Raw genomic sequence first — 12847 nt, forward strand, 5'->3', positions numbered from 1 at the left:
GGAGCCGCCCCGTGTCCCCCCGACCCCGCCTGCTCTACGTGACCGACCTCGCCTACCCGGCCCGTGGCCGGCGCTACTGCGACGAGGACATCGGGCTCACCGCCCGGCTCCGTGGCTCCTTCGACCTGGCGCTCTGTCACCCGCTCGACGCCGCCGCCCTCATGGACGGCTTCGACGGCGTCGTCGTCCGCAACAGCGGGCCCGTCCTCGGCTACCAGAAGGAGTACGAGGACTTCCGCGCGCAGGCCCTCGCCCGCGGCACCCGCGTCTACAACCCCCTCCACGGCCGCGGCGACATGGCCGGCAAGCAGTACCTCCTCGACCTCACCGCCGCCGGCTTCCCCGTCATTCCCACCGCCGACCGCGCCGAGGACCTCCACCGCCTCCCCGCGGCCGAGCGCTACGCGGTCAAGCCCAAGGCCGGCGCCGACTCCATAGGACTGCGCTTCGTCCCGTACGAGGAGCTCGGCGGCCTCACCTACGGCGACGTCCTCGTCCAGCCGCGCGTCGACTTCCGGTACGAGGTCTCCTTCTACTTCGTCGACGACCTCTTCCAGTACGCCCTGTACGCCCCCGACCCCGAGCGCCGCTGGGTCCTGGAGCCGTACGAACCCACCCCCGACGACCTCGCCTTCGCGCGCCGCTTCATCGACTGGAACACCCTCGACCACGGCATCCAGCGCGTCGACGCCTGCCGCGCCCCCGGCGGCGAGCTGCTCCTCGTCGAGCTGGAGGACCTCAACCCGTACCTCTCCCTCGACCGCGTCCCCGAGCCGGTCCGCGAGCGCCTCGCCGCCACCCTCGTCGACTCCCTCCGCCGTTTCCTGGCGGCATGACGAAGCGCCCCGCGTCCGGGGGAGACCGGACGCGGGGCGCTTCTGTGACGGAAGGTCAGGCGGTACGGGGGCGGCGGCGGGCCAGCCGCTCCGCCGCGAACACGTCCTCCAGGCGGAACAGCTGCGCCCGTCCCGCCCGTCCCGCGGCCCGCAGGTGACCGAGCTGGACCCACTTGCGGATGGTCGCGGGCGCCACCCCCGCCTCCTCGGCGGCCAGCCGGCCGGGGACCAGCGTGGGCAGGGCGGGCGAGCTCAGCATGAGGTCTCCTTCGTGTCGTCCATCGCCGCCTCGATCTCGTCGGTACGCGTCCCCGACGCCTCCGACAGCTCCTCCCACCGGTCCTCCGGCCACAGGTGCCGGTAGGCCGGGTCGTCCTGACAGCCGCACACCTCGTCCGTGCAGACACAGGCCGGGTTCACGCAGAGCACCGCGCGCCGGTCCGGGAACGCCCGCAGCGACACCGAGTCGCACCAGGGGCACCGGCCCGAGACCCGCACGATCGTCTCCGCGTCGCCGAGCGTCCGGGCGCAGCGCCGGGCCATCCGCCGGATCTCGTCCCGCACGTGCCGGGCCAGGTCCGGGTGGGCCGCGATCGGGTCGAGCAGCCCGACCAGGCGACGGAGCCGGTCGATCACCCCGGCGCGGGGCGGCCGGGGCAGCGCGAGCCGGGCGCACACCGCCTCCTCCAGCTCCACCACGCCGTCGGTGATGTCACGGATGGCGTCGGAGACGTGCAGCCGGATCGGGGCGGCCCCGTGGCCGGGGACGACGAGCCCGTGCCGCTGCTGGAGCAGCAGCGCCTCCCGGCGCTCCTCGCGGATCAGTTCGTCGAGGCCGGCGGGGGAGGGGCCGGGGGCGGTCCCGGCGGGCCCGCGGCGCCCGGGCGCGAGCTCCTCGGAGAGTTCGGGGAACTGCCGTACCAGGGAGGCGGTCCAGAGCGTGATATCCCGCAGGACGAGGTCGGTGTGGTCAGTCACGGCGGCCGCTTCCCCGCGTGGCGAGGGCCTTCGCGACGCGCAGGGCGTCCGCCGGGCGGCCGTTGCGCCAGAGCCGGCCCGCGCAGACTCCGTCGAAGTAGCTCTCCGCCGGGGCCACGGCCGTCTCGCACTCGCCGCGCACGGGGCAGGAGGCGCAGGCCCGCAGGGCGGGGGCCGCCTCCTTGGCGCGGCGGGCGAAGACGACGGACGGGGAGAGGCCGGCGCACGCGGCGGAGGCCTGCCAGGGGGACGGGTCGGGATGGAACAAGGGGTTCTCCACGGTCCGGGGCCCACCGGGGCCGTCCATGGGGCCGGTGGGGCGCCTGGGGCTCGGGGGGCCGACGAGTGCGGCGGCGAGCCAGACTTACACGTTGCGTGCGAGCGCGCAACAAAAAACGGGACCGACGAGGCCGACCCTTCACCGATTCGACACGATTGCGTGCCCGAAAGCACGTAATTCCGTGCGCGCAAGCACGCTAAGGTATGGGATCCGGAGGGTGGGGAGCGAGGAGCGGTACACATGAGCACTCAAGGGCTCGACGAGTTCGCAGGCTGGGTCGAAGGCCTGATGAGACAGCGCGGCTACGACATCGACAGCCCGCGCGGCGGCGGCAAGTCCCGGATCGCGGACGAGGCCGGAGTCCACCGCGCCGCCGTCACGCGCCTGCTGCAGCGGCAGAGCATGCCCGACCTGGAGACCATGCGCCGGATCGCCCCGCTGCTCGGCGTCTCCGTCCGCGACATGCTCATCCGGTCCGGCCGCGTGACCCCCGAGGAGCTCCCGATGGCGGCGGACCTGCTGCCGCCGAGCGACTGGCAGCCCTCGATGGAGGACTTCGCGCGCTGGCTGGGCGTGCCCGACGAGCGCATGGGAGTCTTCGTCAAGGTCGTGAATCAGTTCCTGGAGCCGGACGTGGACGAGTCGGGCGCCGGCGAGGCGCCCGAGCCCCGCCGCACCGCCCGGGACTGACCACGGGGGCCGAAGGGGCTTGAAGAGGCTCGGAGAGGGCCGATGACGGCCGAAGAGGGCTGAAAAGGGGCGGAAGGGACCGGCGACGGGACGTGGTGCCCGGCGCCGGAACGATCCGGCGGGCCACGGCGCCGGGCCGGAACCGTCCGGCGCCGGAACGATCCGCCCTGGTCCCGGCCCGCTCCGGCCGGGACCACGTGCGCGTGGGCATTTGTTTTGACCGGAGTCCATGCGATAGGTACGCTCATGCCTTGTGCCTGGGGTGTGCCTGGGCTCCCGTGCGTGTCCTCAACCGCACGGCGAGTCATATATCGGCCACCGTGATCCGCGCTTTTTCCGCCTCTGGCGGAGGTCCGCGAGATCCGACACACCCGACCGCGTGGGTCGGTGAATGTTCCAGGTTAGTTTTACCGACGGCACACAGAAACCGGAGAAGTAGTGCCTACGATCCAGCAGCTGGTCCGTAAGGGCCGGCAGGACAAGGTCGAGAAGAACAAGACGCCCGCACTCGAGGGTTCCCCTCAGCGTCGCGGCGTCTGCACGCGTGTGTTCACGACCACCCCGAAGAAGCCGAACTCGGCCCTCCGTAAGGTCGCGCGTGTGCGTCTGACCTCGGGCATCGAGGTCACGGCCTACATCCCGGGTGAGGGTCACAACCTGCAGGAGCACTCGATCGTGCTCGTGCGCGGTGGCCGTGTGAAGGACCTGCCGGGTGTTCGTTACAAGATCATCCGCGGTTCCCTCGACACGCAGGGCGTCAAGAACCGTAAGCAGGCTCGCAGCCGCTACGGCGCCAAGAAGGAGAAGTAAGAATGCCTCGTAAGGGCCCCGCCCCGAAGCGCCCGGTCATCATCGACCCGGTCTACAGCTCTCCTCTTGTCACCTCGCTGATCAACAAGATCCTGCTGGACGGCAAGCGTTCCACCGCCGAGCGCATCGTGTACGGCGCCATGGAGGGTCTTCGCGAGAAGACCGGCCAGGACCCGGTCATCACGCTGAAGCGCGCTCTCGAGAACGTCAAGCCGGCCCTCGAGGTCAAGTCCCGCCGTGTCGGTGGCGCCACCTACCAGGTGCCGATCGAGGTCAAGCCGGGCCGCGCGTCCACGCTGGCCCTCCGCTGGCTCGTCGGTTACTCCCGCGCCCGTCGCGAGAAGACCATGACCGAGCGCCTCATGAACGAGCTCCTCGATGCCTCCAACGGCCTCGGTGCTGCCGTCAAGAAGCGCGAGGACACGCACAAGATGGCCGAGTCCAACAAGGCCTTCGCGCACTACCGCTGGTAGTCGCAACCCACATCGAGACCGAGAGAAGACTGAGCCGATATGGCTACCACTTCGCTTGACCTGGCCAAGGTGCGCAACATCGGCATCATGGCCCACATCGACGCGGGCAAGACGACCACCACCGAGCGGATCCTGTTCTACACCGGTGTCTCGTACAAGATCGGTGAAGTCCACGACGGCGCTGCCACGATGGACTGGATGGAGCAGGAGCAGGAGCGCGGCATCACGATCACGTCTGCCGCGACGACCTGCCACTGGCCGCTCGAGAATGTCGATCACACGATCAACATCATCGACACGCCGGGCCACGTCGACTTCACCGTCGAGGTGGAGCGTTCGCTGCGCGTGCTCGACGGTGCTGTCACCGTGTTCGACGGTGTGGCCGGTGTCGAGCCCCAGTCCGAGACTGTCTGGCGTCAGGCGGACCGCTACGGCGTCCCGCGTATCTGCTTCGTCAACAAGCTCGACCGTACGGGCGCCGAGTTCCTCCGCTGCGTCGACATGATCGTGGACCGCCTCGGCGCCGTCCCGATCGTCATGCAGCTCCCGATCGGCGCCGAGATGGACTTCCAGGGCGTCATCGACCTGGTCCGCATGAAGGCGCTTGTCTGGTCCGCCGAGGCCAGCAAGGGTGAGATGTACGACGTCGTCGACATCCCGGCGGACAAGCTCGAGCAGGCCGAGGAGTACCGCGCCAAGCTCGTCGAGACCGTCGCGGAGAACGACGAGGAGCTCATGGAGCTCTTCCTCGAGGGCGTCGAGCCCACCGAGGAGCAGCTGTACGCGGCTGTCCGTCGTATCACCATCGCTTCCGGCAAGGGCAACGGCGAGAAGACGGTCACCCCCGTCTTCTGTGGCACCGCGTTCAAGAACAAGGGCGTTCAGCCCCTGCTCGACGCTGTCGTCCGTTACCTCCCCTCGCCCCTGGACGTCGAGGCCATCGAGGGCCACGACGTCAAGGACGCCGAGCTCGTCGTCAAGCGCAAGCCGTCCGACGACGAGCCGCTGTCGGCCCTCGCGTTCAAGATCGCGAGCGACCCGCACCTCGGCAAGCTCACCTTCGTCCGGATCTACTCCGGTCGCCTGGAGGCCGGCACCGCGGTGCTGAACTCCGTCAAGGGCAAGAAGGAGCGCATCGGCAAGATCTACCGCATGCACGCGAACAAGCGTGAGGAGATCGACTCGGTGGGCGCCGGCGACATCGTCGCCGTCATGGGCCTCAAGCAGACCACCACCGGTGAGACGCTGTGCGACGACAAGAACCCGGTCATCCTGGAGTCCATGGACTTCCCGGCGCCGGTCATCCAGGTCGCCATCGAGCCCAAGTCCAAGGGTGACCAGGAGAAGCTGGGTGTCGCCATCCAGCGTCTCGCGGAGGAGGACCCCTCCTTCCAGGTTCACTCGGACGAGGAGACCGGCCAGACCATCATCGGTGGTATGGGCGAGCTTCACCTCGACATCCTCGTCGACCGCATGCGTCGCGAGTTCAAGGTCGAGGCGAACGTCGGCAAGCCGCAGGTCGCGTACCGCGAGACGATCCGCAAGGCCGTCGAGCGCGTGGACTTCACCCACAAGAAGCAGACCGGTGGTACCGGTCAGTTCGCCAAGGTGCAGATCGCGATCGAGCCCATCGAGGGTGGCGACGCCTCCTACGAGTTCGTGAACAAGGTCACCGGTGGCCGCATCCCGAAGGAGTACATCCCTTCGGTCGACGCGGGTGCGCAGGAGGCCATGCAGTTCGGCATCCTGGCCGGCTACGAGATGACTGGCGTCCGCGTCATCCTTCTCGACGGTGCCTACCACGAGGTCGACTCCTCCGAGCTCGCGTTCAAGATCGCCGGTTCGCAGGCCTTCAAGGAGGCCGCGCGCAAGGCTTCTCCCGTCATCCTTGAGCCGATGATGGCCGTTGAGGTCGTCACGCCCGAGGACTACATGGGTGAGGTCATCGGTGACATCAACTCCCGCCGTGGCCAGATTCAGGCCATGGAGGAGCGCAGCGGCGCTCGCGTCGTGAAGGGCCTCGTGCCCCTCTCGGAGATGTTCGGCTACGTCGGAGACCTCCGCAGCAAGACCTCGGGTCGCGCAAGCTACTCGATGCAGTTCGACTCCTACGCCGAGGTTCCGCGGAACGTCGCCGAGGAGATCATCGCGAAGGCCAAGGGCGAGTAACTCTCCCGAGTTCACGCTTTAGGCTTGACACCAGTCGCCGGGGTTTCGCCCCGGAACCCCGAGGATCGGGCCCCGGCGACTGGCATCCCAGCAAAGATCACCTGGCGCCGATGAAGCAAGGCGTACAGAACCACTCCGCAGGAGGATTCAGTGGCGAAGGCAAAGTTCGAGCGGACTAAGCCGCACGTCAACATCGGTACCATCGGTCACATCGACCACGGTAAGACGACCCTCACGGCCGCCATTACCAAGGTGCTGCACGACGCGTACCCGGACCTGAACGAGGCCTCGGCCTTCGACCAGATCGACAAGGCTCCCGAGGAGCGCCAGCGCGGTATCACCATCTCGATCGCGCACGTCGAGTACCAGACGGAGTCGCGTCACTACGCGCACGTCGACTGCCCCGGTCACGCTGACTACATCAAGAACATGATCACGGGTGCGGCGCAGATGGACGGCGCCATCCTCGTGGTCGCCGCCACCGACGGCCCGATGCCGCAGACCAAGGAGCACGTGCTCCTGGCCCGCCAGGTCGGCGTTCCGTACATCGTCGTCGCCCTGAACAAGGCCGACATGGTGGACGACGAGGAGATCCTGGAGCTCGTCGAGCTCGAGGTCCGTGAGCTCCTCTCCGAGTACGAGTTCCCGGGCGACGACCTGCCGGTCGTCCGCGTCTCGGCGCTCAAGGCGCTCGAGGGCGACAAGGAGTGGGGCGAGAAGCTTCTCGGCCTCATGCACGCCGTCGACGAGTCGATCCCGCAGCCCGAGCGTGACGTCGACAAGCCGTTCCTGATGCCGATCGAGGACGTCTTCACGATCACCGGTCGTGGCACCGTCGTCACCGGTCGTATCGAGCGTGGTGTCCTCAAGGTCAACGAGACCGTCGACATCATCGGCATCAAGACCGAGAAGACCACCACCACGGTCACCGGCATCGAGATGTTCCGCAAGCTGCTCGACGAGGGCCAGGCCGGTGAGAACGTCGGTCTGCTCCTCCGTGGCATCAAGCGCGAGGACGTCGAGCGCGGCCAGGTCATCATCAAGCCGGGTTCGGTCACGCCGCACACGAACTTCGAGGCCCAGGCCTACATCCTGTCGAAGGACGAGGGTGGCCGTCACACCCCGTTCTTCAACAACTACCGCCCGCAGTTCTACTTCCGTACCACGGACGTGACCGGCGTCGTGACCCTCCCCGAGGGCACCGAGATGGTCATGCCGGGCGACAACACCTCCATGTCCGTTGAGCTGATCCAGCCCATCGCCATGGAGGAGGGCCTCAAGTTCGCCATCCGTGAGGGTGGCCGGACCGTCGGCGCCGGCCAGGTCGTCAAGATCACTGCCTGATCTTGAACTGACCTGGTAGCTCCTACGAGCTGCTAGCAGTGAGGGAAGGCCCCGCACCGAAAGGTGCGGGGCCTTCTCGCGTTCCCGGCCTTCCTACGGTCGCCAGCTCCACGGGTGCCCGTCCGCGCCCAGGCCCACCACCGTCGCCCCGCGGGCGTCCAGGCGCAGTGCCGTCGCCACCGCCGTCCCGCCGCGCGTACGGAGCCGGCCGCCGGCCCGGAGCGCGACCCGGCCCCGCTCGTCCGTGCCGAGCAGGACGGTCCCGAGCTCCGGGGACCGGGCGGCGAACACGCCCCCGTAGCCGTCGAGACCGGCGTCGCCGTCCGGGCCGTCCAGCCGGGCCGCGGCCGGGGCCCGCCGGTAGAGCCCGCCGCCCGCGCTCGCCACCGTGGACCCGGAGAGCGGCAGCCGGGCGGGCTGCGGGACCCCGTCCACCCAGTGCCGTACGGACTCCCGCCCCGCCGCGTACACGTGCACCCGGCCGGTCGCGTCGAGCGAGACCGCCAGACCGTCCTGGACCTCTCCGCCGCCGGGCAGCGGCCGCCACGGGGACCAGGACCCGTCCGCCGCCCGCACCCGCGTGGAGACGCCCCTGTCCGCGTTCCGTACGAAGAGGTGGACCCGGCCGTCCCGGGCGGCCACCGCCACCGGGGCGCCGATCCTGCGGCCCCGGTCGTCCCCGCGCTCCGGGCTGCCCAGGCCCCGCCAGGCCAGGAACCCGCCGCCGGGAGAGCGTTGCTCCAGGAGCACCACCTCGCGCCGGTTGGCCCCGCCGTGCCCGTCGAGCGCGGCGAACCGCACCCCGAGGAGCAGGACCCGGCCGTCGTCGAGCACCGCCGAGCCGAGGGCCGGTGCGAGCGGGCCGCCGCCCAGGTCCACCGGCTCGCCCCAGACGCCGGGCGCGGTCTCCCGCCAGCGGACCGCGCGCAGACCGAGCACCCCGTAGGCGGCGAGGCGGCCGTCCGGTTCCGCCGCGAGCGCCGGGGCCGGGCCGGGCCAGCGGTGGTGCGTGGAGCGGACCCAGCCCTTGCGGTTGGTAAGCGGCCGGTCGCCGCCGACGCCGTAGTCGCCGCAGCCCGACGGGTTCCCGCACTCCCAGGACGGGTCCCCGCCGTACGGGACGAGGCGGGCCGCCTTCTCCTCCAGGACCTCGGGCGGGAGGTTCTTGGGCCAGTGCCGGTTGTAGTAGCCGCGGAAGGCGGTGGTGGTGAAGGCCGGTATCGGCTCGCCGTCCCGGACCGCGTCGGTGACCCAGCGGCACAGCGCGGCCCAGGTGAAGGAGGCGACCGCCGTGTGGTCCCCGTGGTCCGAGTAGCCGGGCTGCTCGGAGTCCCGCTTGCGGGTGGCCTCGTCGCCGGGCTGGATGTCGGGGTCCGGGTCCAGGGTGTGCACGACCGTGGGCCGGTGGCGGCGGAGCAGTCCGGTGAGGACGTCGACGAGCCGGTCGTAGTCGTAGGTGTCGGAGCGGGTGACGGGGGAGCCGGCCGACAGGTGGGTGCGCAGCTCCAGGGCCCGGTCGTGCCAGAGGGCGGGTACGGCCATGTAGCGGCGGTTCGTGTGCATCGGCAGGTTGAGGAAGACCAGCTCGATCCTGCGGCCGCCGTGCGTGAGGGTGTCGGACTCGGCCCGCCGTCCGCCGGGGAGCGTGAGGACCTCGCGCCGCCACGGCGTGAACGCGGGGAGGCCGAGCGCCACCGCGTACGACTGGCGCAGGCCCTGGTGGCGGGCGGAGGAGTAGGCGGCCCGGTCCGGGGGCGTCTCGGGCATCCCCGCGATCCGGTTCCGGCCGGTGTGCTCGCCGGCCGTCACGTACACGGAGACGAGGGGCACGCCCGCGTCGAGCAGCCGCTGCGTGTCCGGGTTCATGAAGTACAGGTCGTCGTCCGGGTGCGCGGAGAACTGCATGAGCAGTGCCCGCCGGGTCCGTGCCGAGGCGATCGGCTTGCCGGGCGCGGGATCGGCCGTCGGCGCGGCGCGGCGCGGCTCCGGTACGGAGCACCCGGCGGCGGCCGCGGTGACCGCGAGGGCGGCGGCGAGGACCGTCCGCCGACGGGGAGGAGTGTGCACGACAGGGCCCTTCGCTCAATCGGTCTCCTGGAAGACGGATGTTCGAGCGAGGGGGTTGTGCCCCGGGCGGGGCCGCCCGGGAGGAACACCGAAAAAGATCGCCGGAGCGTGCGGGCGGATGTCGAGGAGGTGATCCTGGTTCCGACCGAAGGGTGACAGCACGCCGGCGGACCGCGCGGGACGGGGAGGACACCCGGGATGAAGTACGTCGCGATGACCTACGGCAACCAGGCCACGTGGGACTCCTTCCCGGCCGAGGCCTGGCCCGAGGCGATCGCCCGGCAGGAGGCCTTCAACCGGAAGTACCGGGAGAGCGGCGAGCTGATCGGCGCGTACGGCCTCGCCGACGCGGCCGCCGCCCAGCTCGTACGGCGCGTGGGCGGGGCCCCCGCGGTCGCCGACGGCCCGTACCTGGAGACCGAGGAGTACCTCGCCGGCGTCTACCTGCTCGACTGCGAGAGCCTGGAGCGGGCCCAGGCGATCGCCGCGGACATGCCCTTCGCGGACGTCGAGCCCGTCGAGCTGTGGCCGGTCCTGCACGAGTCCGCGGCGGACGTGTGACCGGCCCGCACGAGGTCGAGGACCTGCTGCGCGCGTGTGCGCCGCAGGTCCTCGGCGCGCTCGTCCGGCGGTACGGCGACTTCGACCTCTGCGAGGACGCCGTCCAGGAGGCCCTGATCGCCGCCGCCCGCCAGTGGCCCGGGGAAGGGGTCCCGGACAACGCCCGCGGCTGGCTGCTGACCGTCGCCCAGCGCAAGTACGTCGACCAGGTCCGCAGCGAGGCCGCGCGCCGCCGCCGCGAGGACGCCGTCGCCCTCGCCACCCCGGACGCGGCGCTCCTCGCGCCCGCCGCCGACGACGCTCCGGGCACCGACGCGGACGACTCCCTGTCGCTGCTCTTCCTCTGCTGCCACCCCGACCTGTCGCCGCCCAGCCGGATCGCGCTCACCCTGCGCGCCGTCGGCGGCCTCACCACGGCGCAGATCGCCGCCGCCTTCCTCGTGCCCGAGGCGACCATGGCGCAGCGGATCAGCCGGGCCAAGCAGACGATCAAGGCCGGCGGCTGGTCCCTCGCACCGCCGGAAGGTGCGGACCGCACCGCCCGGCTCGCCGAGGTGCGGCACGTGCTCTACCTCGTCTTCAACGAGGGCTACACGGCCAGCGGCGGCGAGGCGCTGACCGCGCCCGAGCTGTCCACGGAGGCGATCCGGCTGGCCCGGATGCTGCACCGGCTGGTCCCGGACGACACCGAGACGGCGGGCCTGCTCGCGCTGATGCTGCTCACCGACGCCCGGCGGCCGGCCCGCACGGGCCCGCACGGGGAACTCGTACCGCTCGCCGAGCAGGACCGGGGGAACTGGGACGGCGGGCTGATCGCCGAGGGCGTGGAGCTGATCAGCCGCACCCTGCCGCGGGGGCGGGTGGGCCCGTACCAGCTCCAGGCGGCGATCGCGGCCGTGCACGACGAGGCCGGCACGGCGCAGGCCACGGACTGGCCGCAGATCCTCGCCCTGTACGAGCTCCTGGAGCGCACCGGGCCGAACCCCATGGTCACGCTCAACCGCGCGGTGGCCGTCGCGATGGTCCACGGTCCGGAGGCGGGTCTCGACCTGCTCGACGGGCTCGCGGCGGACCGGCTGCTCGCCCGGAACCACCGCCTCCTCGCGACCCGCGCGCACCTCCTCGAACTCCTCGGCGACGAGAAGGGGGCGGCCGAGGCCTACCGGGAGGCGGCCCGGCACACCACCAGCGCGCCCGAGCGGCGCCATCTGACGGAGCGGGCCCGGCGGTTGGGATGACGGGGGAGCGGGGGGCGCGCGCGACAGGCGCATGCGCCCCGGCGCATGGTCGTACGTGACGTGGGGTACAGTCTTCGATCCCGATTGGCGGCGGGAAGCCCCCGTATGGCAGACTGTCGGGGTTGCTCGGTTGAGTGCCGATGCTGCGCGCCTCCCGTCGGGAGGACCGGAAGCGAGTCCCACAGTACTCGTCGCTCCTTTTCAGGAGCGGACGTACGGGAATCTTCTGGGAAGCGTCAGCGGGGTGCCGACCAGGCGCCCGGTGGGTGTTTCGCCCCCGGCCTGCGGTCATGGCGACCGTGCCCCCTTGGTTGGGAAATCCTCAGGGATTTCTGCGTAGAGGGAGCGCGACACGCCCGACCGCGTGGGTCGGAGCAAAACGCGAACGCAGCGGGTTCCAGAGCGTTACGAGACAAAGGACTACTAGTAGCCATGGCGGGACAGAAGATCCGCATCCGGCTCAAGGCCTACGACCACGAGGTCATCGACTCCTCGGCGAAGAAGATCGTCGAGACGGTGACCCGCACTGGTGCGTCGGTCGCAGGCCCGGTGCCGCTGCCCACTGAGAAGAACGTGTACTGCGTCATCAAGTCGCCGCACAAGTACAAGGACTCGCGCGAGCACTTCGAGATGCGCACGCACAAGCGCCTCATCGACATCCTCGACCCCACGCCGAAGACGGTTGACTCGCTCATGCGTCTCGACCTCCCGGCGGGCGTTGACATCGAGATCAAGCTCTGAGGGCGCGCGAGATGGCTAAGAACATCAAGGGCATCCTGGGCGAGAAGCTCGGCATGACGCAGGTCTGGGACGAGAACAACCGGGTCGTCCCGGTGACCGTCGTCAAGGCCGGCCCCAATGTCGTGACCCAGGTGCGTACGAACGACGTCGACGGCTACGAGTCGGTCCAGATCGCCTTCGGCGAGATCGACCCGCGCAAGGTGAACAAGCCCCTCAAGGGCCACTTCGCCAAGGCCGACGTCACCCCGCGCCGCCACCTGGTGGAGCTCCGCACCGCTGACGCCTCCGAGTACACGCTCGGCCAGGAGATCACCGCCGAGGTCTTCGAGGCCGGCGTGAAGGTCGACGTCACCGGTAAGAGCAAGGGCAAGGGCTTCGCCGGTGCGATGAAGCGCCACAACTTCCGTGGTGGCAAGGCCTCGCACGGTGCCCACCGCGTGCACCGCAAGCCCGGTTCGATCGGTGGCTGCGCCACCCCGGGCCGTGTCTTCAAGGGCATGCGCATGGCCGGTCGCATGGGCAACGAGCGTGTGACCACCCAGAACCTGACCGTCCACGCCGTTGACGCCGAGAAGGGTCTGCTGCTCATCAAGGGCGCCGTCCCCGGCCCCAACGGTGGCCTCGTCCTGGTCCGCACTGCGGCCAAGGGGGTTTGAGGAA

14 protein-coding genes are annotated in these 12847 nt (G+C 70.5%); 10 read left to right on the top strand and 4 right to left on the bottom strand.

Annotation, left to right across the window (positions count from 1 at the left end; translation table 11 throughout):
- The first annotated feature begins 11 nt into the window (after window positions 1-11).
- Entirely contained in the window at window positions 12-836 is an 825-nt protein-coding gene (locus tag ACN9MM_RS23455) for a hypothetical protein (RefSeq protein WP_426365546.1), read from the top strand.
- A 55-nt stretch (window positions 837-891) separates the two neighbouring features.
- Here ACN9MM_RS23455 and ACN9MM_RS23460 read toward each other — a convergent pair whose 3' ends face one another.
- The 3 genes from ACN9MM_RS23460 to ACN9MM_RS23470 are packed head-to-tail and all read right to left on the bottom strand — an operon-like array spanning window position 892 to window position 2082.
- Window positions 892-1095, bottom strand: coding sequence for a hypothetical protein (locus ACN9MM_RS23460; protein ID WP_426365547.1), 204 nt, complete (start codon window positions 1093-1095; stop codon window positions 892-894).
- Window positions 1089-1814: a hypothetical protein gene (locus ACN9MM_RS23465; protein WP_426365548.1), complete on the bottom strand. Its 726-nt coding sequence runs from the start codon at window positions 1812-1814 to the stop codon at window positions 1089-1091. The genes ACN9MM_RS23460 and ACN9MM_RS23465 overlap by 7 nt, the downstream gene beginning before the upstream one ends.
- Entirely contained in the window at window positions 1807-2082 is a 276-nt protein-coding gene (locus ACN9MM_RS23470; protein WP_426365549.1) for a WhiB family transcriptional regulator, read from the bottom strand. The genes ACN9MM_RS23465 and ACN9MM_RS23470 overlap by 8 nt, the downstream gene beginning before the upstream one ends.
- Before the next feature lie 252 nt (window positions 2083-2334).
- Here ACN9MM_RS23470 and ACN9MM_RS23475 point away from each other — a divergent pair, with 252 nt between their 5' ends.
- From ACN9MM_RS23475 to tuf, 5 genes are all read left to right on the top strand, one after another.
- On the top strand, window positions 2335-2784 hold the full coding sequence (locus ACN9MM_RS23475; RefSeq protein WP_382864727.1) for a helix-turn-helix domain-containing protein: 450 nt from the start codon (window positions 2335-2337) through the stop codon (window positions 2782-2784).
- Between the two features lie 438 nt (window positions 2785-3222).
- Window positions 3223-3594 carry a 30S ribosomal protein S12 gene (rpsL, locus tag ACN9MM_RS23480; RefSeq protein WP_003948652.1) on the top strand — a complete coding sequence of 124 codons (372 nt, stop codon included), beginning with the start codon at window positions 3223-3225 and terminating at the stop codon, window positions 3592-3594.
- A gap of 2 nt (window positions 3595-3596) precedes the next feature.
- On the top strand, window positions 3597-4067 hold the full coding sequence (gene rpsG, locus ACN9MM_RS23485) for a 30S ribosomal protein S7 (RefSeq protein WP_015035567.1): 471 nt from the start codon (window positions 3597-3599) through the stop codon (window positions 4065-4067).
- A 39-nt stretch (window positions 4068-4106) separates the two neighbouring features.
- Window positions 4107-6236 carry an elongation factor G gene (fusA, locus tag ACN9MM_RS23490; RefSeq protein ID WP_189800382.1) on the top strand — a complete coding sequence of 710 codons (2130 nt, stop codon included), beginning with the start codon at window positions 4107-4109 and terminating at the stop codon, window positions 6234-6236.
- Between the two features lie 150 nt (window positions 6237-6386).
- On the top strand, window positions 6387-7580 hold the full coding sequence (gene tuf, locus ACN9MM_RS23495) for an elongation factor Tu (protein ID WP_382864721.1): 1194 nt from the start codon (window positions 6387-6389) through the stop codon (window positions 7578-7580).
- A gap of 93 nt (window positions 7581-7673) precedes the next feature.
- Here the strand turns inward: tuf and ACN9MM_RS23500 are convergent, their stop codons facing one another.
- The gene (locus ACN9MM_RS23500; protein WP_426365551.1) at window positions 7674-9647 is read right to left on the bottom strand and encodes a PIG-L family deacetylase; all 1974 of its coding nucleotides are present in this window, start codon (window positions 9645-9647) and stop codon (window positions 7674-7676) included.
- A 198-nt stretch (window positions 9648-9845) separates the two neighbouring features.
- On the opposite strand from ACN9MM_RS23500, the gene ACN9MM_RS23505 reads away from it, so the two are divergent.
- The 4 genes from ACN9MM_RS23505 (at window position 9846) to rplC (ending at window position 12843) form a co-directional block, all read left to right on the top strand.
- A complete protein-coding gene (locus ACN9MM_RS23505) occupies window positions 9846-10208 on the top strand; it encodes a YciI family protein (protein ID WP_426365553.1) in 363 nt (120 codons plus the stop codon).
- Entirely contained in the window at window positions 10205-11446 is a 1242-nt protein-coding gene (locus tag ACN9MM_RS23510; protein ID WP_426365554.1) for an RNA polymerase sigma factor, read from the top strand. Before ACN9MM_RS23505 ends, ACN9MM_RS23510 begins: the two co-directional genes overlap by 4 nt.
- A gap of 432 nt (window positions 11447-11878) precedes the next feature.
- Window positions 11879-12187 carry a 30S ribosomal protein S10 gene (gene rpsJ, locus ACN9MM_RS23515; RefSeq protein ID WP_003948644.1) on the top strand — a complete coding sequence of 103 codons (309 nt, stop codon included), beginning with the start codon at window positions 11879-11881 and terminating at the stop codon, window positions 12185-12187.
- An 11-nt stretch (window positions 12188-12198) separates the two neighbouring features.
- The gene (gene rplC, locus ACN9MM_RS23520) at window positions 12199-12843 is read left to right on the top strand and encodes a 50S ribosomal protein L3 (RefSeq protein WP_030687820.1); all 645 of its coding nucleotides are present in this window, start codon (window positions 12199-12201) and stop codon (window positions 12841-12843) included.
- Window positions 12844-12847 lie beyond the last annotated feature (4 nt).

Origin of the sequence: Streptomyces sp. E-08 (assembly GCF_049913095.1) — a bacterium.
Classification (GTDB): domain Bacteria; phylum Actinomycetota; class Actinomycetes; order Streptomycetales; family Streptomycetaceae; genus Streptomyces.